Origin of the sequence: Halomicrococcus pelagicus, assembly GCF_051917725.1 — an archaeon.
In the GTDB taxonomy this organism is placed as follows: Archaea; Halobacteriota; Halobacteria; order Halobacteriales; family Haladaptataceae; genus Halomicrococcus.
Genome location: NZ_JBQBLX010000004.1, coordinates 335,790 through 358,514, shown reverse-complemented (window position 1 = coordinate 358,514; position 22,725 = coordinate 335,790). Strand labels below are relative to the sequence as shown.

17 protein-coding genes and 2 pseudogenes are annotated in these 22,725 nt (G+C 58.1%); 10 read left to right on the top strand and 9 right to left on the bottom strand.

All coding sequences use genetic code 11. From position 1 onward, the window contains the following. Positions 1–136: 136 nt before the first annotated feature. A complete protein-coding gene (locus tag ACTF4R_RS13420) occupies positions 137–817 on the bottom strand; it encodes a helix-turn-helix domain-containing protein (protein ID WP_440008391.1) in 681 nt (226 codons plus the stop codon). A gap of 401 nt (positions 818–1,218) precedes the next feature. Between ACTF4R_RS13420 and ACTF4R_RS13415 the strand changes: the two genes are divergently transcribed. Beyond that, complete coding sequence (locus ACTF4R_RS13415; RefSeq protein ID WP_440008390.1) at positions 1,219–2,880, top strand: acetate--CoA ligase; 1,662 nt, start codon at positions 1,219–1,221, stop codon at positions 2,878–2,880. A gap of 96 nt (positions 2,881–2,976) precedes the next feature. Here the strand turns inward: ACTF4R_RS13415 and ACTF4R_RS13410 are convergent, their stop codons facing one another. The 5 genes and pseudogenes from ACTF4R_RS13410 to ACTF4R_RS13390 all read right to left on the bottom strand — a co-directional run bounded on the left by ACTF4R_RS13410 (position 2,977) and on the right by ACTF4R_RS13390 (position 8,161). Further along, positions 2,977–3,702 carry a fumarylacetoacetate hydrolase family protein gene (locus ACTF4R_RS13410; RefSeq protein WP_440008389.1) on the bottom strand — a complete coding sequence of 242 codons (726 nt, stop codon included), beginning with the start codon at positions 3,700–3,702 and terminating at the stop codon, positions 2,977–2,979. Positions 3,703–3,958: 256 nt separating this feature from the next. Beyond that, complete coding sequence (locus tag ACTF4R_RS13405; RefSeq protein WP_440008388.1) at positions 3,959–5,593, bottom strand: hydantoinase B/oxoprolinase family protein; 1,635 nt, start codon at positions 5,591–5,593, stop codon at positions 3,959–3,961. Next, complete coding sequence (locus tag ACTF4R_RS13400) at positions 5,590–7,605, bottom strand: hydantoinase/oxoprolinase family protein (RefSeq protein WP_440008387.1); 2,016 nt, start codon at positions 7,603–7,605, stop codon at positions 5,590–5,592. The genes ACTF4R_RS13405 and ACTF4R_RS13400 overlap by 4 nt, the downstream gene beginning before the upstream one ends. Before the next feature lie 121 nt (positions 7,606–7,726). Beyond that, positions 7,727–7,828, bottom strand: a pseudogene (locus ACTF4R_RS21185) (maleate cis-trans isomerase); the annotation flags it as partial. Between the two features lie 177 nt (positions 7,829–8,005). Continuing rightward, positions 8,006–8,161, bottom strand: a complete 156-nt coding sequence (locus ACTF4R_RS13390; protein ID WP_440008386.1) for a hypothetical protein — start codon at positions 8,159–8,161, stop codon at positions 8,006–8,008. Between the two features lie 421 nt (positions 8,162–8,582). Here ACTF4R_RS13390 and ACTF4R_RS13385 point away from each other — a divergent pair, with 421 nt between their 5' ends. Beyond that, positions 8,583–9,923, top strand: a complete 1,341-nt coding sequence (locus ACTF4R_RS13385; RefSeq protein WP_440008385.1) for a hemolysin family protein — start codon at positions 8,583–8,585, stop codon at positions 9,921–9,923. 513 nt (positions 9,924–10,436) lie between these two features. On the opposite strand, the gene ACTF4R_RS13380 is transcribed toward ACTF4R_RS13385, so the two are convergent. Continuing rightward, complete coding sequence (locus tag ACTF4R_RS13380; RefSeq protein WP_440008495.1) at positions 10,437–11,228, bottom strand: 2-oxo acid dehydrogenase subunit E2; 792 nt, start codon at positions 11,226–11,228, stop codon at positions 10,437–10,439. Between the two features lie 918 nt (positions 11,229–12,146). Here ACTF4R_RS13380 and ACTF4R_RS13375 point away from each other — a divergent pair. Then, positions 12,147–13,688 carry a GAF domain-containing sensor histidine kinase gene (locus tag ACTF4R_RS13375; protein ID WP_440008384.1) on the top strand — a complete coding sequence of 514 codons (1,542 nt, stop codon included), beginning with the start codon at positions 12,147–12,149 and terminating at the stop codon, positions 13,686–13,688. A gap of 109 nt (positions 13,689–13,797) precedes the next feature. Here ACTF4R_RS13375 and ACTF4R_RS13370 read toward each other — a convergent pair whose 3' ends face one another. Next, positions 13,798–15,138 (bottom strand): cytochrome P450, encoded by a 1,341-nt coding sequence (locus tag ACTF4R_RS13370; protein WP_440008383.1) that lies wholly within the window; start codon positions 15,136–15,138, stop codon positions 13,798–13,800. A 122-nt stretch (positions 15,139–15,260) separates the two neighbouring features. On the opposite strand from ACTF4R_RS13370, the gene ACTF4R_RS13365 reads away from it, so the two are divergent. Continuing rightward, positions 15,261–15,938 carry a helix-turn-helix domain-containing protein gene (locus tag ACTF4R_RS13365; protein WP_440008382.1) on the top strand — a complete coding sequence of 226 codons (678 nt, stop codon included), beginning with the start codon at positions 15,261–15,263 and terminating at the stop codon, positions 15,936–15,938. A gap of 109 nt (positions 15,939–16,047) precedes the next feature. On the opposite strand, the pseudogene ACTF4R_RS13360 reads toward ACTF4R_RS13365, so the two are convergent. Then, positions 16,048–16,478, bottom strand: a pseudogene (locus ACTF4R_RS13360) (type II toxin-antitoxin system VapC family toxin). A gap of 613 nt (positions 16,479–17,091) precedes the next feature. Here ACTF4R_RS13360 and ACTF4R_RS13355 point away from each other — a divergent pair. From ACTF4R_RS13355 to ACTF4R_RS13330, 6 genes are all read left to right on the top strand, one after another. Further along, positions 17,092–18,339, top strand: coding sequence for an endonuclease/exonuclease/phosphatase family protein (locus ACTF4R_RS13355; RefSeq protein WP_440008381.1), 1,248 nt, complete (start codon positions 17,092–17,094; stop codon positions 18,337–18,339). 865 nt (positions 18,340–19,204) lie between these two features. Continuing rightward, on the top strand, positions 19,205–19,852 hold the full coding sequence (locus ACTF4R_RS13350) for a class I SAM-dependent methyltransferase (RefSeq protein ID WP_440008380.1): 648 nt from the start codon (positions 19,205–19,207) through the stop codon (positions 19,850–19,852). Beyond that, a complete protein-coding gene (locus ACTF4R_RS13345) occupies positions 19,845–20,147 on the top strand; it encodes a class I SAM-dependent methyltransferase (RefSeq protein WP_440008379.1) in 303 nt (100 codons plus the stop codon). The genes ACTF4R_RS13350 and ACTF4R_RS13345 overlap by 8 nt, the downstream gene beginning before the upstream one ends. A 51-nt stretch (positions 20,148–20,198) precedes the next feature. Next, positions 20,199–20,417, top strand: a complete 219-nt coding sequence (locus tag ACTF4R_RS13340) for a hypothetical protein (RefSeq protein WP_440008378.1) — start codon at positions 20,199–20,201, stop codon at positions 20,415–20,417. Positions 20,418–20,570: 153 nt separating this feature from the next. Further along, entirely contained in the window at positions 20,571–21,137 is a 567-nt protein-coding gene (locus ACTF4R_RS13335) for a metal-dependent hydrolase (protein WP_440008377.1), read from the top strand. A 305-nt stretch (positions 21,138–21,442) separates the two neighbouring features. Beyond that, positions 21,443–22,462, top strand: coding sequence for an NAD(P)/FAD-dependent oxidoreductase (locus tag ACTF4R_RS13330; protein WP_440008376.1), 1,020 nt, complete (start codon positions 21,443–21,445; stop codon positions 22,460–22,462). The last annotated feature ends 263 nt before the right edge of the window (positions 22,463–22,725 follow it).

The following is a 22,725-nucleotide window of genomic DNA, read 5'->3' as shown; positions in this document are numbered from 1 at the left end:
CTTCGACGGTAGAACGGCGTGATTCGTTCGAAACAACTCGCCTCTCGTATCCGGCGAGTATCCCTTCTACATAGGCGCTAAAGGGTAGAGAACCATCCTGAGAAGGGAACTGAACGGTTGAGGGGCGGAGAGTACGTTATTTTTTGTCCGGGTCGTCGGCACCCTGGCCGAGGATGAGCGCGTTCTTCACGAGGCTTTCGTGCCCACGACGCAAGCGCTCGGACACGGCCTGGTGCGAAATATCCAACTCATCTGCGAGGTCGTTGGCCGTCGACTCGCGAGGAATCTGATAGTAGCCGTGTTCGTGTGCGAGCGTCAGTATGTCCTGCTGGTCGTCCGTGAGTCCGAAACGCCCTTGCCGTCCTTTGTCCAGGTGATAAATGTTCAGAATCTCGAGCGTGAGACCGTTCTCTTCGCAGTACTCGTGCGTCCGTGAGAGCGCCTCCCGGTCGGGAAACAGGATTCGGAGGTTCCACCAGCGGTCGTCACCCGTCGCCGCGAGAATCGTTCCCTGCTCCGTAACGAGAATCTGGACGAGCGTCTCGATCTGATTGATCCACTCCATCTGATACAGCCACTCTTCGTCCAGATCCGCGAGGAGATCGATAGTTTCGACGCTCGAATCCTTTCCGAGCACGCTTTCGATCTCCTCGCGCGTGTTCTCGTCACTACTCACCCAGACGAACGGCATAACGTGGGAGTCGTCGTCGGCCACGATCCGCTCGATTTCGCATTTCAACCCCTCGAGTTCGGAGAAAGACTGGCTAAGTGCAAATTGAGTAGCGGGGATTTTCACTTCGACAACGGTGGCAGTCATATCCAAACTAAGAGACTCCCGGACAATATGTCCGTTGGTGCGCTCTCTGTCGGGATACTACAGTACCCGATTTAGTGTTAACCAGTACAGTGAGTCAACTGACCAACGAGAAATAGATACGCACCACGTACGTATCGACTACTGATAGGGAGGAGTTCGTCGCTCCGGTACGTCCGGTAGAGATGCCGGAAGTCTTCCAGGCCGTGGGCGCTCACTCAATTCTATAGATTCTGTTCACGTGGCTCTCGATACAAGCAGCCACGTCTGGGCTTCACTCCCTTCTGGGGAGTGCTATTACGACCCCGGCTGTTTTCGTTGACAGATCGTGGAAACTCCATGCGGGCAGGCCCGCCGCGCTAGTCGTGGGGTTCTATACCATATGAATTCAAAAGGGGATGCCGATGGTTTGGAACGTGTCCCTCGATTTCGACACCCACGAACAGGCACGCGAGGAGTTCGCCTGGGACTTCCCCGACGACTACAACATCGCATGGGATTGTCTGCGTAAGCACGATGACGCCGACCGGCCGGCGCTCTATCAGGCCTATCCCGACGGCCGGCGAGAGACGTACACGTTCCAGGAATTGGACGAACTATCGAATCGAGTCGCCCACGCGCTCGCAGAGCGCGGTGTCGAGTACGGCGACCGCGTCGCGGTCGTAGTACCACAGAAGCCGGCGAACCCGTTGACCCACCTCGCATGCTGGAAACTGGGGGCGGTGTCGCTGCCACTGTCGGTGTTGTTCGGGCCAGATGCTCTCCGGTATCGTCTTGCGGACAGCGAGTCGCGCGTGGTCGTGGCCGACGAATCGATGCTCGATACGGTTCGGGAAGTCCGAGGAGAGTGTCCGGATTTGGAACACGTCGTTGCCGTCGGCGCTGACGATACGCCCGACGACGCCGAACCGTTCGAGGCCTTCCACGCGGACCAGCCAGAGACGTTCGAGATTGCTGCTACGGACGAGGAGACGCCAGCGATTATTATGTACACCAGCGGCTCGACCGGGCCGCCGAAAGGCGTCCTGCATACCCATGGGCTCTGGGCCGGACACTGCGCCGCGTTCCGTATGTACTTCGAACAGGACGTCTTCGACTCGGTGTACTGGACGCCGGCCGACTGGGCGTGGATCGGTGCGCTGGGCGACCTCCTGTTCCCGGCATGGCACTACGGGCAACCCGTCGTCGGCTACCCGATGGAGGGGTTCGACGCGGAGACGGCCTTCGACCTCTGCGAGGAATTCGACGTGACCAACGCGTTCCTCCCGCCGACGGCCATCCGAATGATGATGAACACCGCGAACCCCACCGAGACGTTCGACCTCTCGCTGGCGGCCATCTGCACGGGGGGTGAGCCGTTGACACCCGAGATTCTGGATTGGGCTGCCGATCAGTTGGAAGGCGTCGTCGTGAACGAACTTTACGGGCAGACGGAGGCGAACCTGCTGGTGACCAACTGTCGGCAGTGGTTTCCGGCACGGGCCGGCAGTATGGGCAAGCCCGTTCCCGGACACGAGGTGGCAGTCGTCGACTCCGAGTCCGGCGAGCGCGTACCGGACGACGAGGTTGGTATGATTGCGGTGCGCCACGGCGACGATCCGGTCATCTTCCGAGAGTACTGGAACGACCCCGAGAAGACCGAAGCGGCGCGTGTCGATGCCGCTGATGGTGGGGAGCCGTGGCACCTGACTGGCGATCTCGGCTACCGTGACGAGGACGGCTATTTCTGGTTCAAGGCACGAGACGACGATGTCATTATCACGTCGGGTTACCGCGTTGGACCCGGTGAGGTCGAGAGCGCAATTCTCGAACATCCCGGCGTCGAACAGGTCGCTGTCGTGGGGGTCCCCGACGACACTCGCGGTGAGATCATTAAAGCGTTCGTCCAGCCCGTTGGCGCTGCCACAGGCAACGATGACGATCTCCGCGGCGAGATACAGCAGTTGGTCAAACGCCGACTCGCAAAATACGAGTACCCTCGCGAAATCGAGTTCGTTGCCGACTTACCGACGACGACGACCGGGAAAATTCAACGGCGCAAACTACGTGATCGGGATACAGAATGAGGTGGTCGAGATGGAAGACGGATTACCTGACGACTGGCCGTAGGCAGAACGAATCCTTCCAAGCGCTCACTGACACCCTCACACCGGCCTCGCCGCCTACGGGAACGACGCGTCGACGACGTCGTTCGTCAGCGTTCCGACGCCATCGTACGTTATCTCGACGGTGTCACCCGGTTCGACGAGACCGGGATTCGCCGGGCTACCGAACGCGATACAGTCGCCCGGACGGAGAGTGAACCGCTCCGAGAGATGCGCGACGAGTTCGTACGGGTCGAACAGCATCAGTTCCGTGTTCGCCTCCTGCCGTTTTTCGCCGCCGACGTACGTCTCCATGTCGATATTCGTCGGGTCGACCTCGGTTTCGATCCACGGCCCGAGCGGCGCAGAGCCGTCGAACGCTTTTCGCGCAGTGCGGCCGACCTGGTCGAGCGCGTCGACGTCGTTCATGACGGTGTACCCGCGAACTACCTCGGGCACCTCCTCGGGTGTCAAGTCCCGACACCGTTCGTCGATGACGGCCACCAGTTCGCCGGCGTACGTGAGTTCGTCAGTCCACGACGGATACGAAATCGACTGGCCGTCCGCGACGATACTCGCCGGGGGCTTGATGAAGAAGTCCGGCTCCTCCGGACGTTCGTACTCCATCTGTTCGAGCGTCTCGGCGTAGTTGCGGCCGACGCAGTAGAGTGCGCTCGGTTCGCAGGGCGGGAGAAGCCGACCATCGACACCGACCTCGTAGATACCCTCGGTGGCGTAAATGGTGCCTTCGTCGTACCTGCCGGTGACGGGGCCGTCCGGAGTGAGCAATCGTGCAAGCCGCATAGGCTTGTCTGCCACGCTCTGGCGCAAAAACCCAGTGATTGCGTTCCAGCGCACGCAAACGCTCTACGCGGTTCACGACCGCTTCGTCAGAGCCGTCGCCGTTCTGCAGGATTTCTGCGTCAGCAAGCGCTAGATGCACACCACGAACTGAACGCCTTCAGCGGACTGGTAGGCAGACGGAGCTTCTATCTTTCAGGTGCAGCGAAGTCAGGGGACTCCTACGAAAGCAAGTCGAAGAATTCGGTCGGAGAGGAACTCAGTCCTCGATTTTACCGTCCTGACGGTCGCGGTCTCGTGCTTCAGGATCGCGGTCGGCAGGGGTCCCGTGTCCGCCACCACCGGGTGTACGGACCGTAACGGTAGTCCCTGCCTCCACGTCGACGGTGGTTTTCGCGGAGACGGGTTCGCCGTCGACGAGATTTTGGCCGGTAGCACCGTTCTCACCGCCAGCGACACCCCGTGGCTGGGAACGTCGCCGTTCGGTAAGGAGCGAGACGGAGGCATCACGCCCGACAGTGAGCGACCGTTCGAGACCGAGTCCGCCACGATACTCGCCGCTCCCGCCGGTCCCGGGGCGGAGAGCATAGCGTTCCACGGTCAGCGGATACTCCGCTTCGAGCACCTCGACGGGAGTGTTCAGTGTGTTCGTCATTCCGACCTGCACGCCGTCCAGGCCGTCGGCCTCGCTCGTCGCACCTGCGCCACCACCGATGGTTTCGTAGTAGGCGAAACCACCGTCGCGAGAGCCGATGATGAGGTTGTTCATCGTGCCCTGTCCCTGTGCAGGAACCCTCTCGGGAACTGCATCGGCGAGCGCCGCGAACACTACGTCGGTGACGCGCTGACTCGTCTCGACGTTTCCCCCGACGACTGCGGCCGGCGATGTCGGATTCAGGAGCGACCCCTCGGGTGCGTCGACGGTAACGGGGTCGTAGCAGCCCTGGTTCGGCGGAATTTCGGGGTCCGTGAGACAGCGGACGACGAAGTAGACCGCGCTTTTGGCCACCGCGAGCGGTGCGTTGAGGTTCCCCCGGACCTGTTCCGCAGTCCCTGCGAAATCGACGTCGAGAGTACTGTCGTCGACGGTCACCGTCACGTCGATCGGGATGTCCTCGTCGGTCACGCCGTCGCCTTCGAGCACGTCCTGGGCGGTGTAGGTGCCGTCGGGAAACTCAGCGAGTTCGGATTCGATGCGTTCACGCGAGTAGTCGACGACCGCGTCGAAGGCGTCGAGAACGGTCTCGCCGTAGCTGTCGAACAGGTCACCGAGTCGCTCCGTCGCACGGTCGTGGGCTGCGAGTTGCGCACGGATGTCGGCTCGGCGTTCGTCGGGCGTACGGACGTTTGCGAGGAACAGCTCGAACACGTCTTCGACGACGTCACCGTCGCGGACCAGACGTACGCCCGGAAGACGGATGCCCTCCTCGTAGATTTCGCGTGCGCCGGCGGGCATGCTTCCTGGCGTCGATCCGCCGACGTCGGCGTGGTGAGCGCGAGAGACGGCGTAGCCGATGATTTCGTCTTCCGTTTTCGTGTCGGTGTCGAGGGCCAGTGGCGAGACGAGCGTTATGTCCGGCAGGTGGGTTCCGCCGTCGTACGGATCGTTGAGCGCCCAGACTTCCCCGGGTTCGGGGTCTCGTTCACGGACGGTAGCGACGGCTTCGGGCATCGCGCCGAGGTGGACTGGGATGTGTTCTGCCTGGGCGATCATTCGTCCGTCGGCATCGAAGAGCGCTGTCGAGCAGTCCTGCCGCTCCTTGATGTTCGGCGAGTACGCCCCGCGGATGAGGACCTGCCCCATCTCTTCGGCGATTCCTTCGAGTTGGTTTCGCAGTATTTCGAGCGTGACCGGATCGACGTGGCTCTCGCTTTCGGTGTCGTTCTGAGTCATGTCTCTTCCTCCGTGAGGACGAGCGAACCGTCTACACGAACTTCGGCCGTCCATGCGGGCGGGACGACGACCGTGCTTTCGGCCTGTTCGACGACGGCGGGACCGTCGAATGTCCGGTCGGTCGGCAGCGCCGACCGCCGATAGACCGGCGTTTCGTGGACCGTTCCATCGGCAAATCGCGCCTCGCGGATTCCGGACCGTTCTCCCTCCGTGGACTCGTGGGCGACGACAGGGTCGCTCCGGGTAGTCGTCGCGGTCACTCGCAAGTTCACGAGGTGGACCGGTTCGTCCATCTGGTAGCCGTAGGTCGACCGGTGCGTCTCGTGGAAGCGCTCGGCGGTCCGCGTCGGACGAAACTCGTCACCGACCTCGACCGAGAGTTCGAAACTCTGGCCGGCATACTGCAGGTCGGCGTGACGCTGAATGCTCGCTGACGCGACGTCGCGAGCCTCTTCGAGGACCTCGGATTCGAGCCCTTCGTACAGGTCGTCGACGCGTTCGGGATCGACCTCGTCGAGCGCGACGCGGTGGGTACGGACGGCGTCGTGTTTCTCGTCGGCGGCCAGCAGTCCGTAGGCCGAGAGGACACCGCACGCAGGTGGCACGACGACGGTTCCGATGTCGAGGTCGGCAGCGAGCGCACCCGCGTGCATCGGCCCGGCGCCACCGAACGCGACCAGACCGAACTCTCGCGGGTCGTGGCCTCGCTCGACCGTCGCCGAGCGAATCGCGCGGGCCATGTTCGCGTTCGCGACGCGGTAGACGCCCCGTGCCGCCTCGACCGGTCCGCCGAGGCTGGCCTCGTCTGCAAGTCCGGCGAGCGCATCGTGGGCTGCGTCCGCGTCCAGCGAGAGTTCGCCGCCGAGTTCCGTGCTGTCGCCGATGTAGCCGAGGACGAGGTTCGCGTCGGTGACGGTCGGTTCCGTACCGCCCTTCCCGTAGCAGGCCGGGCCAGGCTCTGCGCCTGCCGACCGGGGACCGACGCGGAGCGCGCCACCGTCGTCGACCCACGCGATGGATCCTCCACCCGCACCGACGGTGGTCACGTCGACCATCGGCGTCCGGACGGGTTGGCCGTTGATCTCCGCGTCGGTCGTCCGTTCGGCTTCCCCGTCGCGGACGAGACTCACGTCGCTTGACGTCCCACCCATGTCGAAGGTGACGAGCCCGCGCAGGCCGCGTTCGTCCGCCAGTTTGCCTGCGGCAGCGTTTGCGCCGACGACACCGGCTGCGGGACCGGACATCGTAGTAGTGACTGCGTGGTCGCGGACCGTGTCTACGTCAGCGATACCGCCGTTGGCCTGCATGACGAGCGGTTCGGGGAGCCCCTCTTCGGTAGCGTCGCGGGTAAGACGTCCCAGATAACTGTCGATCTTCGGGGTGACGTACGCATCGACGACCGTCGTCGACGTCCGTTCGTACTCCCGGAACTCTGCGAGCACTTCGTGAGAGGCGGAAATAGGGACGTCGAGTTCGTCTTCGAGAATCTCGACGACTCGCTTCTCGTTGCGCGGATTGGCGTACGCGTGGAGGAGCGAGACCGCGACGCTTTCGGCGTTACTGTCCCGAATCTGTGCCCCGACCTCGCGGACGGCTCTTTCGTCGACTGTCTCTTCGACGGCGTTCGGCGTCGCTCGCTCGGGAATCTCGAAGCGGCGACGTCGCGGAACCAGCGGCTCCGAACGGCTCGCAGAGAGGTCGTACAGGTCTGGGCGGTCCTGCCGGCCGATCTCGAGGACGTCGCGGAAGCCTTCGGTCGTGACGAGCGCCGTCTTTGCGCCCGTCTTCTCCAGAAGGGCGTTGACCGAGACCGTCATCGCGTGCGTGAACTCGTCGACAGCAGACGGGTCGATGCCGGCTTCGGAACACGCTTTCTGGATGCCGTTCATCACACCGACGCTCTGGTCGGCAGTACTCGGAACCTTTGCCGTAACGAGGTCGTCTCCGGTGACGAGTACTACGTCGGTGAACGTTCCGCCTACGTCTGCACCAAGTCGAGGTCGTTCTGTCATTTTACAGGAGCTGAACGTTAGCGATGGACAACAGCGTTCGGAGACCGAGCCAGATAACGACGAGGGTCACTATCCCACCTGCGACGTTCGACCACGTCCCGTTCGTGTACTTGCCGAGCGAATGGAGCGAGACGTCCGCTGGAAGCGCACTCGCGCACTCCGGCTCGTTCGTCGTGTTCGATGACGGAACGATGAGACCGACGCGCCCTCGTTCACCGTGCATAAGAACTCAGTGGAGTACACTGACCTATAAACGTTACAGGCGACATCTCCGTTTATCCCGCTCGAAGTCGACTAAATCGATCGCTCGGCGTGCGTTCGAACCCATAAGTGTAGACCGCTCACGGGCGCGTCAAGACTATCGACTCGGCGAAGTCGACTTCGCCGAGAGGTGTACCGCTCAGAACCTGTATTTGACAAGAGCGTACAGGAGTACGAAGAACAGCGGTACGAGAGGGGCCGCAACTTCGACCGGGACCAGGAGAAATATCGCTACTGCGAGGACGACGAACTCGAGGGCGATAATCACGCTCAGAAGCTCTCGCTGATCGGCCATCTACGGAGAGTATTCGAGTTGGGGGTTTGAAACTATCGGGCTGCTTCGGTGCTTCCCCCTCGGACTCCCGTCTTCCCCGATTCCCAGATGAGGAGTAACCGATCTGGCACTGACCGGCGCGCTACCGGGGGAGACCTCGAACCTGCCCCGTTTTACGCGCGAAACTCGACAGTCGAATAGAATCCCGACCGACTCGGTTGTGTCACGACAGGAACCCTACTCCGGGAAGGATGGACCGACGTAGTACAGTTCGATGCCGGGGGAGGGACGGCGTTCGCCCGCGGCCGAACGCGGGCCGGCGGCGTTCGCGAGCGATGCCGACCAGCGGGCCGTGACGGTGGGACGAACGCGGCCGATGCCGACCCCGTGTAGCTCAGTTCCGTATCCGTCCCCTCAAGACCCTACGGGGCGATGATACAGTATGGTAGATTTGATCTCGATCGGTGGTTTGCTGCTCGCGTTCTTCCTCGTCGTCATGAACGGGATATTCGTGGCTGCTGAGTTCGCGTTCGTCAAGATTCGGCCGACTCAGGTGAACGCGCTCGTCGAACGAGGGAAGCCGGGTGCGAAACTGGTACAGGACGCCATCGAGAACCTGGACGACTATCTCGCGGTCAGTCAGCTCGGGATCACGCTTTCCTCACTCGGCCTCGGTTGGATCGGCGAACCCGCTGTGGCAGCACTCATCGAACCCGTTCTCGGCCAGGTAGTTCCCGCTGGAACGATTCATCTCGTCTCGTTCGCGGTCGGATTCGGCTTCATCACGTTCCTCCACGTCGTCTTCGGTGAGCTCGCGCCGAAGACGTTCGCCATCCAGGAGGCCGACCGTATCGCGCTCCTCGTCGCCCCGCTCATGAAGTTCTTCTACTACGCGTTCATGCCCGGCATCATCGTCTTCAACGGTACTGCCAACTACTTCACCCGCCTCGTCGGCGTCTCGCCAGCGTCCGAAAGCGAGGAAACCCACAGCGAAGAAGAGATTCGGATGATCCTCACCCGGTCCGAGGAGACGGGACACATCGATTTCGACGAGGTCGAGATGATCGAGAGCGTCTTCGAACTCGGGGACACGGTCGCTCGTGAGATCATGATTCCGCGTCCGGACGTGGAAACCGTCCCCGCCTCGATGTCTCTTCAGGAGATCCAGTCAGTTGCGGCTACCGGGACCTACACGCGGTATCTCGTGCTCGACGAGGACGGGGAGCAACCGGTCGGGTTCGTCCACGCCAAGGACATACTCCGGGCGAGCGAAACGGAACGGAGCCACGACGATGCCCCTACCGCTCGTGAACTCGCACGAGAGGTGCTCGTGGTCCCGGAAACGCGACGGATCGACGAAATCCTCGCCGAGTTCCAGTCGCACGGAGGCGGGCAAATGGCCGTCGTGATCGACGAATGGGGGGTCTTCGAGGGAATCGTGACCATCGAGGACATTCTCGAGGAGATCGTCGGTGACATCCAGGACGAATTCGACACGGCGGCCCAGGATCCCTCCATCGAGCGACGAGAGGACGGGACATACGACGTCGACGGTGGCGTTCCAGTCCAGGAAGTGAACGAGCAACTAGACGCTGGATTCGAGAGTGACGACGTCGAGACGATAGGGGGGTTCGTCTTCAGTCTCCTGGGACGAGTGCCCGAGGTTGGTGATCAGGTCGAACAGAGTGGGTACATCTTCCAAGTCGACGCCGTGGAGGACGCTCGAATCGAACGTCTCGTGATCCAGCGGGCCCAATCGACCCAAGAGGCGGGCGAGGGGTGACTTCTCCCGGCCCACTCGCTCACGGGTGACGCCGTTCGGTCGATGCGGAAATGACTTCCCGTATCGACGACGCGCTGTGTTGGGACCGAACTGGCCCCGGAGCTGTTTCCCGCCGTTGCTGACGTTGCGGTCGGCGAGGGTATAGCGGGAATACGTCTGTTTTCACGTTTGGATCTACGACTCTTTCACGTAGGTCGGCGGTTTCGAGTCGACGTGGCCTCGTGACAAACGTCGGTAACTTCGTTCTCGGACTGCTCGTTGGCGGGATGACTGTGTAGTCACCCGGGGAATCGTACCGCCACCGCTCGCGATGGGGTTGGCGCTCGTCGCCATGGTCCTCCGGCATCGCTACCGCCGATAGATGGCTAACCGACCAGTTCGCACCACGAACTGAGCAGTTGAGAGTCGGCGACGATGAGTATAGAGACTGTATCCAGTACGTCGGACGGGCGGTTCGAGTGGTCTGTCGATGGGTGGCGAAGAAGGGTTTCGTCCTATCTCGGTAGACGATGGTTAGAGTTCGCTTGGTGTAGGTATTCCATGTGCATCCTCGATGAGTTCTCTCAATCGTCGAGTGAATCTGGTAGCAGCCGCGCCATCAACAACATCGTGATCGAACGTGACTGTGAGGTTGAGGATCTCCCGTGGCGTAACCTCTCCGTTACTGTACCGGGGCTTTGTGTCGATCCCGCCAACGGTCAACTGGACGGTGTAGTTCGTCGGAGTGACCGCCCAGCCACTTCCCTGACCAAACATACCGACGGAAGTCACAGTGACGGTGCCCGCCATCCTTTTCCAACGCGTAGGAAACATCTGCGGGAGGCGCCACACTTGTCGTCGAATGATTCCAGGGAGTTGGAACGCGAGTTTACTCCATCGTGAGAGTTCTGTCGGATCTGGGGACCCCTGTGCAGTTCGAATCTCGTCGTGAATCGATCGAAGTGACCGTCGATTCGTCGCTCTAATGACGTGGGGGACACCCAGCTGTTCGCCCTGAATCGTCGTCTCGACGAGAACGTTCACGTCCACGTCGTCGAAGACGTGGATGCGACCTCGCCAATCGCGATACGCATTGATCTGCGGGTGGTCTTCGATGGCCCGGCCCAGACAAAACACGATGAATCCAGTAAACGAGAGCTGTTCGCCGGTTTTCTCCTCTATGGTCTGGATAGAGTCTCTGGCATCGGTAACGTCTATTTCGATGAGGCCATGGATGTTACTTCGGGAGCCTGCCATTCGCATGTAATCGATCGTCCCGTGACGACGCGAGAAAGACGGCTCCACCCGGTTACCCTCGTTGTCCATGTCCATTGTTAGTCCGGATGAACCATACCTCTTGACGCCCCAAGCCGTCCAAGGTGGACATTGGAAGCCTCTTCCAGCAATCGAATGCTGACTATGCGCCCCCTGTTCAGCAGTAACTGAACGTACTGCCGAACTGCTGTCAAGATCGCCCTGCTGAATACACCCTCTGTATTCAGCACGTTCTTCTTGTCAGCTAGGGAGGTTTCAACAGGGCCGATTACGTCTGTTTGTTCGACGTGCTCTTCTCTCCCCTGTCGTGCTGTTGTACTCTCGATCCACAACCGCAACCCGTACTCGTTAGTATATTCGGCCTTGTTTAGACGCAGAGCAACAGCCCGATCCTTCCGCTAGTGATGCCACGAATCAGCTGCTCAGTATGCGTGCGCATTGAGCAGACCAGCGCCCACCGAACAAGCGAAGCGAGTGAGGCGGTTCACCGGACGCGAGCGATGCGAGGTCGAACAGAGTGAGACCTCGAAGCGAAACGATGAGCAAAGCCAGTCGTGGAGCAATCACAGGGAGCGAGCCGTCCGGATTTTCACCGCAGATTTTCAGACCCTGCAGTATCGTAAGATATAGAAAACCCTAGCAGAACCTATTCCGAAACAACGATATATGTCTGATTCTCCAGAACGTTCACCGTCGGACGTCATTCGGGAGTTTTTCGCTGGCTCTGGATGTGAACCCTCTACTGCGCTCGAAATCGCCTGCGAAACCCAACATTCGCGCCAAACAATCCAAACGGAACTACAGAAATTCGTCGAACAAGGCCTTCTGCAAACAAAGGAACTAGAGGTGGGCGGCCAGGTGTGGTGGCCAGCCCGTTGGGTTCGCGAAAATGATACGCAATCGGAATCGAGACGCCCACTCACGGACACGACTCTCAGGGAGAAGACTCAGCCCTCACGCCAGCAGCTGATGCAAAATCACCGCCGGCTCGCCCAGCTCGTCACTCGACTCAATATAACCGACGACTTGGACGAGATTCTGCACCTCATCACCGAAAAAGCCCGAGACCTGGTCGGAGCCCACCAATCTGTAACGAGCCGAACGATTAATCAGGATTGGGAGCAGGCGATCAATGCAGTTTCGCTGTCGGAGAAGTACGCCGACTACCGCGACTACGACACCGAACCCGACGGAAGCGGTATTTACACGCTGGTCTGCGAGCAAAACGAGCCAATACGAATGACGCAGACTGAACTGGAATCCCATCACGCCTGGAAAGCCTTCGGCGACCAGGGGGAGGAACACCCGCCGATGAGAGGGTGGCTGGCAGTCCCGATTGTCGGAGCAGGAGGGCAGAACATGGGAGTCATTCAGCTCTCGGACAAATATCAGGGCGAGTTCACACAGGCGGACGAAACAATCCTCATCCAACTGGCCAACGTCGCCTCCGCAGCTATCGAGAACGCCCAGCTCTACGACGAGTTGCGCGAATCCGAGGAACGCTACCGCACCCTATTCGACTCGATGACCGAAGGCTATTGCGTCATCGAGAAAATCGACACCACTCCAGAGAAAGAGAAACCAATTGACTTCCGCTATATGGAGGCCAACCCGGCCTTAAAGGAACACTGTGGCCTCCAAAACGTGGTCGGGAAGACGATTCGCGAGTGCGTACCGGGCGATCCAGACGAGTGGGTCGATATCTTCGAAGAAGTCGTGCAGACTGGCGACGTAGTCACGTTCCAGCGCAAAATTGAATCGACAGAGCGCGTCCTAGAGTGCCGGGTATTTCCGATCGAGGACACGCCGAACTGGCAAGTGGGCATGACCGTCCAGAATATCACCGAACGGGTCGAGCGCGAGCGGAGACTCGAGGAGTCGAACCAGCGCCTCGAGAGCTTCGCTAGCATGCTTGCCCACGAACTCCGCAACCCTCTCATGATTGGCCAGATGTACTGCCACGAGCTGCCGGCGGAGACCTCCCCAGAAGCGGTCGAGTACATCACAGAGGCGTTCGACCGCATCGAGGACATGATCGACGTCTCGTTAATGTTGACCACGGGTGGGAACGCGATTGATGCAAGCGAGCCACTCTCGCTCGCAGAAACCGCACGTGAAGCATGGAGCGAGGTGGACACACCTGAAGCGACACTAAGACTCGACATCGATGTCCGAATCGAGACCGATCGGACGTACATCCGCCACCTATTCCAGAACCTGTTCGAGAACGCCGTCCAGCACGGCGGGCGAGATGTCACGGTCCGTATCGGTGAGATGGAGGACGGGTTTTTCGTAGCGGACGACGGAGTTGGAATCCCAGCGGCAAAACGGGAAGACGTGTTCGAGGTGGGCATGACGACGGCCGCCAGCGAGGGTGGAACTGGATTAGGGTTGGCGTTCGTGCAGGAACTGGCGACAGTGTATGGATGGTCATGTCGGCTAACTGAGGGTGAACGTGGCGGGGCCCGATTCGAGTTCCGCAACGTGGACTTCCTTGAGCAAGGCTCCTAACTCTACGCGATTCCCACCGTGTTCGTACTGCTCGAAGAACGTTCGCCCACGAGAACCATTTTCTGTACGTGCCCGCACCCTCCTGGACACACAGCCATAGACAGTGATATCAGCGCTCGTGAATCGTCATTCGGATATCTTCCTTCGGGCGCGAGGTGATTGTCTGAACTACCTCTAGATTCCGATCCGATCTGAGCTCGAGATGGTAGTTCTGATAAATCATCGCGAGCAGGAGTCGGGCTTCGAGCATCGCGAACCGATCACCGATACAGCGACGCGGTCCAGCGGCGAACGGGAAATATGCAAGCTGAGGCAGCGAGGATTGCATGTCATTCGCCCAGCGCTCAGGTCGAAACGCGAGCGGGTCATCGTACCACCGGTTGTCTCGATGGACGACCCACTGACTCAGGAAGATCTTCGCACCTTCTGGAATCCGATAACCGCTGATCTGATCCGTTTCTTTCGCTTCTCGAACAATGCTTGGTACTGGAGGGAACAGCCGCATTGACTCTTTGACGATCTGCTCAGTGTAGGTTAGCTCGGACAAGTCGCCCATTGTTGGGCGCCCACCGTCGAGAACTGTATCGAGCTCCCCGACAAATTTCTCTTCAATTTCGGGGTGTTGAGCGAGCAGATACATCGTATAGGTCAACGAAACCGCAGTGGTTTCGTGACCCGCAGTAATGAGGGTGATCGCCTCATCACGAATTTGTTTGTCGCTTAGCGGATTGCCGTCATCATCACGTGCATCGAGTAGCATCGAGATGACGTCGTGTTCACCCGGGTTGGCGCGTTTCCGCTGGATGATTTCGGTCACGACACCGTCGAGCGTTTCACGAGCACGCGCCATCCTTCGGCGAGACGGGAGTGGAACACTCTCCGGAAGAAGGAGATTCGAGAGGCTAGACGTTGCGGGCAGGAACGTGTTGACTGCAGATTCAATATCATCCACGTAGCGGTCGATATCAACCCCAAATAACGCCTGAGAGACGATTCGGAGCGTCAACTCCATCATGTCCTCGTGGATGGAGCGTGTCTCTCCATCTGTCCATCTATCCAACATTGCCTCGGTCTGGTCTGTCATCATCTCTGCGTAGACATTGATCCGATTCGGGTGGAACGCAGGTTGGATGAGATGACGGTTCCGCCGCCATTCTTGACCTTCACTGTTGAGAATGCCGTTACCGGTCAGCGGCCTGAGAACGCGCTGGAACTGTTCGCCCTTTACGTAGTTGGTATTATTGTGGACAAGAACATGCCCGATATCTTCGGGGTAATTAAGCTGATAGAAATGATCGCCGGGACCTTTCCAGTGGACAATATCACCATACTCACGTGCCATCCGTTCCCTAAATTCCAACCCTCCCAGAATCGAACGCGGCATCGCACCAACAATCGGCAATCCAGACGGTCCCGGAGGGAATTCCTTAATCGCTGGGTCCGTACTCATCAAGAGCACGTATGCTCGTACAACTGATGAGACTGACTTCTAGCATACTAGGATGAATTAACGCCATCACCTACCCGTGTAGAAGTCTGCACTACTATGTACGCACACTGTAAAAGATCAGTATGCCGGCTGAAACGCTTCGCCAAGCTACTATCTTGCTCTCTCAGACGCAACAGACTGATATTTTCAATTCAATACACCAGTCTGACGTAGTTTCCCTCGAATCAACTCGATACCTAGGTCCGTCAGCGAACGAGTATTTCATCGGATTATCCAGGCTGACTGGCAATCTCGCGGCCGCTGAAGAACTATTCGACGCGAACGATCAGGTACTGCAGTATGCTATCACAGGCACTGATGAGTACAGCCTCGTCTATGCCCATTATCAGAATATCGAGCCGGTTGAGGAACTAATTTCGATTCTGTATCACCACGATCTCGTCGTCAACTGGCCGATGGTACATCAACAAACTGGTGATACCCCCGAGACCAAGATTACGGTCATCGGAACAAGTACAGGTATCCAGGGTGCAACTGCTGATCTCCCTAGCACAGTTACTATTTCTGTCGAGAAAATCAAGCATGTTCACCCGAGTGAAAATGATGAAATCGCTCAGTTGACTGATCGCCAGCAGGCACTGCTCAAGTACGCAATCCAAACGGGCTATTATGAAGTACCGCGACAGACGACCCACCAAGAACTCGCCGAATCCTTGAATATCGCTCCCGGAACAGTAAGCGACCGTCTTCAGCGCATCGAGCGCCGAGTGATGAAGGCGTATACACAGCAACTTCTTTGACGGTCAATATCCAAGAAATAGCAGATATGCAATACAATGAATTACCTCTTTGGCTCATAGCCGATAGACGCCGACGAATTCCTCGTCCCATCGGAAGCCGAGGACCACTTTAGGGATCAGAAGGATTCGTCGGTGTACCGAGTGGATAGATGTCTTCAGCGGCATCAAAACCATCATTGAATACGCACAAGTATCCTAATATTTCAGAATGAATATAGGAGGTGAGAGTGACATCAGCAAACGAAAATGGTGGGCGCTGTCGAAAGAGGGCTATCGCCGTCGCGAACGTATCTGCAGTTAGGGATTCAACGTGGAAGCGAGCATTTTCTTCGATTCGGTCAAGAAAGTCGACAGCCGCCTCATGTCCTGTATGTGTCGTCAGTCCGTTCAACGTCTCCACCAGAATAAAGTCGAGAATCACTACCTCCGGTAGTGACCCGTCATCGACATCCCGGACTATTGCAGTCCGTCAGCGTGTGCACTATCCTGCTGGTAGGCGGCTGTAAAGAGCACAGTCGTACCGACAAGTGCACATGGCATCTATTCGACGTCGATACGCCGTTGTCTCTTCGCAGTCGGCCTGATCAAGTTCGTAGTCGCCACGACGTAGTTTAGGGACAAAGGTGCGGCCGGCGTGCTTTGCCCGCGCGATGTCTTCGAGCCAGCGGACGAGGTTGTGGTGCCCGTCGTCTCGCAGTTCGTCGTCTGTGGCGTCGGTGTCGGCGCTGGCCTGCGTCCAGGCGTCGAAGTCGGTGAGGGTGTCGGCGTGTTCGGCGACGGATTCTCGTAGAGCTGGTCAGTGACAAGGTTCGTGTACGTCCCGCGGATGTGTTCCTCGCCGCGCTCTTGCTCGGTGTTCGTAACGCGGTTGGTGAGATGCAGACAGTTGGTATCGACGAGGTCGTCGATCGTCTTCTGCGGTACGACACCGTTCTCGTAGGCCTGTGAGCGCGGAAGTCCAGTGAGAACGCGAGCCGCCGGCCGGTGACTCGCCTACAGCGTGTCCTCACCGACGCGGCTCTCGTGGATTTTGAGATCGCCATTCCAGTACCCACCATCCTCGGGATTCTTGATGGCGTCCCGCAACACCCCTTACTAACCATAATTATTGTTTTGAAAATATTGATGTGGGGGAGTAACATTGGTGCGCTCGATGGTTCGACTTAAGACCAGACGAGCGCTACTCAAAACGATCGGTGGCACAGCGACTGCAGCCGGTTTTGTCGGTACCGCGAGCGGTCGACAGCGGACCCGACACGGAAAACAGAATCGTGGGACACGCTACGCGGCGTTCAACGTGATCGAACTGGAGACAGAGCAGGTCCAGAAGCCGGGCGATCCGCAGGCGGAAGCGGCCGCCCGAGTCATTCAGGAGGTTCGGCCAGACGTCCTCGTCGTCAACGAACTCACTAATAACCTCCAGCAGGGCAAATACACCGACAGAACGAACATCGACGCTTTCGTTGAGAACTACCTCAGCGTCCCGCAACGGGACGATCTCGACGGCATTGACTACGAATACACGCTCCAGCCAAAGAGCAACACGGGCGTCCTCCCGGAACAGGACTACGACTTCAATAAAGACGGGACTTTCGGCAAACGGCCGGGTGACGCGTTCGGGTTCGGGGTGTATCCAGGTCACTATGCGTTCGCGATCGCGAGCAAATACCCAATCGACACCTCGAGCGTTCGTTCCTTCCAGACGTTCAACTGGGCGGATATGCCCGGGAACCTCATTCCGGTAGCAGGCGAAGAAGGCGTCGTCACGGACCCCGAGGACGACGAAATCGCAATCTACCTTACGGAGGAGGACCTCGACGTCTATCGGCTTCCTTCGAAGACCCACATCGATATCCCGTTTGAGGTCGAGGGGGGAACGGTCCACGGCCTCTTCGCGCACCCGACGCCACCCGGCTTCGACGGGGTGAACAACTTCAACGGAAGGTGGAACCACGACGAAGTCCGGTTCTTCGCAGATTACGTCGCTGGCGAAGACTACATCTACGACGACAGTGGCGTCCGCGGCGGTCTCGACGACGACGCCTCCTACGTTCTGATGGGTGACATGAATGCAGGCCCAGGTCTGGGTCGGGACGAGCGGCCACTCCATCCCGCCCAGGAGTTCCTCGTCGACAACGACGACTTCTACACCGACCGCCTCCCAAAGAGTCCAGGCGGGGCGCAACGCGGTCTCCCCACTGCAACACGGTTCGGCGGTGACTTCGAGGGCGTTGTCGAACAGATCGACTACGTCCTCCCCTCCCCGGACCTCTCGCTTCGCTCCTCATCGGTCGTCTGGCCAAGCAAGAACGCAACGAAGCAGAACCTCGGCGAGGACGTCAGTACGGCCTCGGACCACCGGCTCGTCTGGGCCGACATCGCGACGCATCCCGGCCACTGAAGGAAATTCGCCTGCACCGCCAGTAAATCGCCTCAAGGTCACACCCCGAGGCACCCGGCCTTCTTCGCCTATAGAGGCTCCCGATTGCGAGAGTAATATCACAACCTCGAGTGTTCTCGTCGTCCCAGAGACGCTAACAACACCCCCGGGACGGGGGTATAATTTCCCGTAGATAACGGCCGTTTGCAGTACTATCGGTTGTGATCACGTGCTGATTCCTCTATATAGAAGTTTAATCCAATTATCTATACGAACAATCTTTATACGGCAAGTGAATCTAGACGTCCGTACGACAGCCATTGGAGTGACGGACGACTACAGGGAGTCCGGAACGGCACTCTCTTTCCGCTCTGCGTGTGGTTTCTCGTTCTGCGTGCAATCGACGGCTGACTGGCGTAAGCGTCTCGTGTTGCCTCCACCCGCCCCATGGGTCAGTGGCGGAGCGTGGACGAAAACAATAGCAGCGATTGTGATATCACTTGCGTCGGCCTGCTGTCACGTCCGATGCAGCATCGAGCATTCCATCACGTAGTGCGTCACGGCTAGTCGAAGTTCCCGTGTTCTCGGATGTCGGTATCACTGTCGTGTCGTTACTGACGGACAGCGACCGGCACCGACGGACCGAGACCTCGTTGCTGCGGTGAGAATGCCGCTCACGTCAGTGAGTCGTCGACGGCTCTGCCTCGACGTTTCGTTCGACACCGGCATCGAACGTGACGGTCTAGTTGACTCGGAGGATTTTGACCATGATGCGACGAAAATCAGCACGACGATTCCAGGCCATCGGTAGTTCGTGCTACGTATCGAGCGTACATGAGCAGGCCACTCCAAAGATTGAATTGTTCTAGCTCGATATCTCTCGTTGATGGTTGAGAAGGACGCTGTGCGTCGCGCATACGATGAACTGAGTGAAGCGTACGCCACCCATCGTTCTGAAGATGGTCGTGGAATGGAAGTCCTGGCGGAATTTCTCGACTCGTGCTCGGAGTTGTCTCGCATTCTCGACGCCGGCTGTGGACAGGGAACACCTGTTCTTCCGCGCATCAGTTCCGAAACGACGGCTATCGGCGTTGATTTTTCACGCGAACAACTCCAGCTTGCCAGGGAGAACGCCCCCGGTGTTTCGCTCCTGCAGAGCGATATGACTGCCCTTCCATTCGATGACGGTGTTTTCGATGCCGTCATCGCTTACTGGTCATTAATCCACGTCCCGATGGAGGACCACCAGACCGTGATCGACGAGTTTGCACGCGTCTTGCGTCCCAGTGGTCGAGTCCTCGTGTGCGAAGGGACCAACGAATGGATTGGTGAAAATCCAGATTGGCTCGATAGTGGCGTTGAGATGCAGTGGAACATCGCTGGAGCGAAAACGACCCGAGACCAGTTACGGAATGCCGGTTTCGATGTCGTCGACAGTTGGGGTGTTCCCGAGACGCTGCAAGACGAGAGCGACTCCAACGAGGACGAGACTGACCTCCCGTGGACGTTCTTTGCTGCCCAACTCGATGCGTAGATACGTACCTGGGGCTGACGATCATGAAGGGCCGAGCGAGTATGATCCTGAAGTCGATCACGAACGGCTTCAATTGTCGGCGGCGATGCACTGCGAGCAGGACGAACGGAATACCGATCGGATTGTCGAACAGCTCCAAGAGAACGGTATCGAACCACCGTACTCCGTCCTTGACGCCGGCTGTGGCTATGGGACCGTCACGCAGTCGCGATTTGGCGATGATGACCGCTTCCAGGTCGTTGCAATCGATGAGGCCGAGGACGTTCTGGAACATCGTCCTCAGAAACCTCCGTGATATCGGAATCAGTACTGTCGACGATACTGAACTCGGTAAGGTGATTCCTTTATGGTTATTTCAAGAGACGAGGTAGAATCGCAGTTCGAGTTCACGAAGGAGCTGATGGAGGATGCTCAGGAAGACCTAGAGGACGGTAACGTTCCATCTGAAAGACTTCACCTCGTCTATAGAGAACTCGGCGGCGACGCGAGCACGCTCGGTACGTATTCACTTGCACTTGGACACAGCGAGCAGGCACGGAAATCAATCGCTTTGGCGAGGATGTAACTTCTTCTGGGAGAGGCTGTAACTGTTGCAATCAGTAGCGCGATAATTCATTACGTGGCTTAAAGTGTGGGCAATTGAACGCGTACACTTTGAGTCCTGGCCTGTGCAGACGCGCATAACAATGAGAGAGTGTGTCACTCGGTCGGTGCGTCAATGAATAAGTTAGGGCACTGGGGCATCGTGCTGTTCATTTTTAGTTTCGTTGTGTATGGACTGGTCGTCCGCGAACAGACGAGGGCGGCAAAAATCATCACGGTAAGCGGACTTGGGATGGGTATCTCACCAGATATCGATCTCTACACTGCGTGGTTCGCACATCGCGGTGTCACCCATACGATTCCAGCTGCTCTCTTTGCCGGTGGTGTACTTGCAACACTCGCCTGGTTCATCACGCCATTTGCGCTCACGAGTCGCAGCGAGGAAGCGGTGTATGGTTTTCTCACTGGTGGAATCGGCGTCGGCTGCCACATTCTTGGTGACATCATTACCCCAATGGGGATCAAAATTCTCTATCCACTGGCTCCCCAGGCATATACGTTTGATATCATCTCCGCACACAATCTGGCTGCCAACCTGCTGTTGCTATTGTTTGGTGTGATAACATTCCAACTAACGGTACGTCACGCTCAGAGTCGCGAATCTGGTCTGCCATACGCGCCAAAATACCGGGTTCCCTTCAGGGGCGAATCAGACACGGAGACAGGACAGTATAGAACGTGACATCCTCCCCGGCGTCATCGTCTTGGGGAGTGAACTCCTCGCCTGACTCGCTTCGTGCCTGCAGGTGACGGGAACTACCATTCAGGCCGCGCCACGGAGAGAACGGTTCAAGTGATAAATATGAGGTAAGTATAGGGTTCTATTCTGGACCGGATTTGGCCATGTAAGTGAACTGAACAGCCGCAAGAATTTCTTTACGCGTCGGACTGCCGATGCTATATATTCGGCCAACCTCAACGTTATTACAATATAGAGTAGTTACAATCCTGCTAGATATTTATCGGCTAAAGTCCTGCTCGATAACCATGACTCAAGAGATACCCTCCAAAGAGTATGAGGTTGTTATCGTTGGTGGTGGCCCTGCGGGAATGACGGCAGCACTGTATAGTACGCGACTCAGTCATCAAACAGCGGTTGTCAGTCGCGGCGGGGGTCGGGCGGCGATGATGCAGGACGTCCACAACCTGTTGGGCGTTCGCGAAGAAACCAGCGGTGCCGAATTCCTCGATATCGGACGGGAGCAACTCAAAGGATACGGCTGTCACCTCTACCAGGACATGATCACATCGTGTTCCCGCGACGAGGAAGAACTGATTCGACTGTCAGGTAGCAGCGGCGACTACGAAGCAGAGATCGTAATTCTCGCAACGGGATTCAACGATGTCCGTCCGGAGCCGCCACTTCCGCGGACTGGGCGTGGCCTCCACTATTGTCTGCACTGTGATGCCCATATGTTCGTCGATGAGGCGGTCTACGTCATGGGCCACTCAGAAAGTGCCGCCCACGTGGCTGGAATCATGCTCAATTTCACCGACGAAGTCGACTTGCTCACCCGTGGTGACGACCCCGAGTGGAGCGACAAGACCAGCAACATGCTTGACAACCATCCCATCGACATCGTCCACGCAGACGTGACAGGGGTTCAGAACGGCGAGGACGGCTGGTTGAAATCCCTTGAATTCGAAGATGGAACTATCCGAGAGTACAAGGGTGGGTTCGCGATGTATGGCGCTGAATACAACAATGGTCTCGCCAGCGAACTCGGCTGCGAAATCAACGATGATGGGACTATCGAAGTCAATGACCACGGACAGACTTCTATTGAGAATGTCTACGCTGTCGGTGACTGCACGCCAGGACACAACCAACTTCCAGTCGGAATGGGGGAAGGAGCGAAAGCAGGTATCGACGTTCATTTCCGACTACGCGACTTCCCACGGGATCCCGAAATACTCGAAGAACAGGGCCCGGTCCGCTCGGAGGAAGTTCCAGGAATACCGGACGAACTACTCGAACAAGCAGTTGATTTCCACACCTACGACTGATTCACGCCACCAAAGTCTACCGCTGGCAACCGACATCTATTCGCCCACTATTTGTATACTATATTACCACTGATAATGATATCATAACTTCAGGTGTTCTCGTCGCCCCACTACTGCTCACAGCACTCCCAGTACATTCGTTCTTTTTGAACACCGAAAAGATTCGGCGGAGATGCACGTCAATTGCACATTTAGTATACAAATAGCAGTCAATCAAAAGATATCCTGAAATGCATTCGTCTTGCATTCGAGCCGAGGAGTTA

What these genes read in the sequence shown, in the direction of transcription:
- ACTF4R_RS13420 (WP_440008391.1), bottom strand. Translation starts at nt 817, where the DNA reads ATGACTGCCACCGTTGTCGAAGTGAAAATCCCCGCTACTCAATTTGCA.
- ACTF4R_RS13415 (WP_440008390.1), top strand. Translation starts at nt 1,219, where the DNA reads ATGGTTTGGAACGTGTCCCTCGATTTCGACACCCACGAACAGGCACGC.
- ACTF4R_RS13410 (WP_440008389.1), bottom strand. Translation starts at nt 3,702, where the DNA reads ATGCGGCTTGCACGATTGCTCACTCCGGACGGCCCCGTCACCGGCAGG.
- ACTF4R_RS13405 (WP_440008388.1), bottom strand. Translation starts at nt 5,593, where the DNA reads ATGACTCAGAACGACACCGAAAGCGAGAGCCACGTCGATCCGGTCACG.
- ACTF4R_RS13400 (WP_440008387.1), bottom strand. Translation starts at nt 7,605, where the DNA reads ATGACAGAACGACCTCGACTTGGTGCAGACGTAGGCGGAACGTTCACC.
- ACTF4R_RS13390 (WP_440008386.1), bottom strand. Translation starts at nt 8,161, where the DNA reads ATGGCCGATCAGCGAGAGCTTCTGAGCGTGATTATCGCCCTCGAGTTC.
- ACTF4R_RS13385 (WP_440008385.1), top strand. Translation starts at nt 8,583, where the DNA reads ATGGTAGATTTGATCTCGATCGGTGGTTTGCTGCTCGCGTTCTTCCTC.
- ACTF4R_RS13380 (WP_440008495.1), bottom strand. Translation starts at nt 11,228, where the DNA reads ATGGACAACGAGGGTAACCGGGTGGAGCCGTCTTTCTCGCGTCGTCAC.
- ACTF4R_RS13375 (WP_440008384.1), top strand. Translation starts at nt 12,147, where the DNA reads ATGCAAAATCACCGCCGGCTCGCCCAGCTCGTCACTCGACTCAATATA.
- ACTF4R_RS13370 (WP_440008383.1), bottom strand. Translation starts at nt 15,138, where the DNA reads ATGAGTACGGACCCAGCGATTAAGGAATTCCCTCCGGGACCGTCTGGA.
- ACTF4R_RS13365 (WP_440008382.1), top strand. Translation starts at nt 15,261, where the DNA reads ATGCCGGCTGAAACGCTTCGCCAAGCTACTATCTTGCTCTCTCAGACG.
- ACTF4R_RS13355 (WP_440008381.1), top strand. Translation starts at nt 17,092, where the DNA reads ATGGTTCGACTTAAGACCAGACGAGCGCTACTCAAAACGATCGGTGGC.
- ACTF4R_RS13350 (WP_440008380.1), top strand. Translation starts at nt 19,205, where the DNA reads ATGGTTGAGAAGGACGCTGTGCGTCGCGCATACGATGAACTGAGTGAA.
- ACTF4R_RS13345 (WP_440008379.1), top strand. Translation starts at nt 19,845, where the DNA reads ATGCGTAGATACGTACCTGGGGCTGACGATCATGAAGGGCCGAGCGAG.
- ACTF4R_RS13340 (WP_440008378.1), top strand. Translation starts at nt 20,199, where the DNA reads ATGGTTATTTCAAGAGACGAGGTAGAATCGCAGTTCGAGTTCACGAAG.
- ACTF4R_RS13335 (WP_440008377.1), top strand. Translation starts at nt 20,571, where the DNA reads ATGAATAAGTTAGGGCACTGGGGCATCGTGCTGTTCATTTTTAGTTTC.
- ACTF4R_RS13330 (WP_440008376.1), top strand. Translation starts at nt 21,443, where the DNA reads ATGACTCAAGAGATACCCTCCAAAGAGTATGAGGTTGTTATCGTTGGT.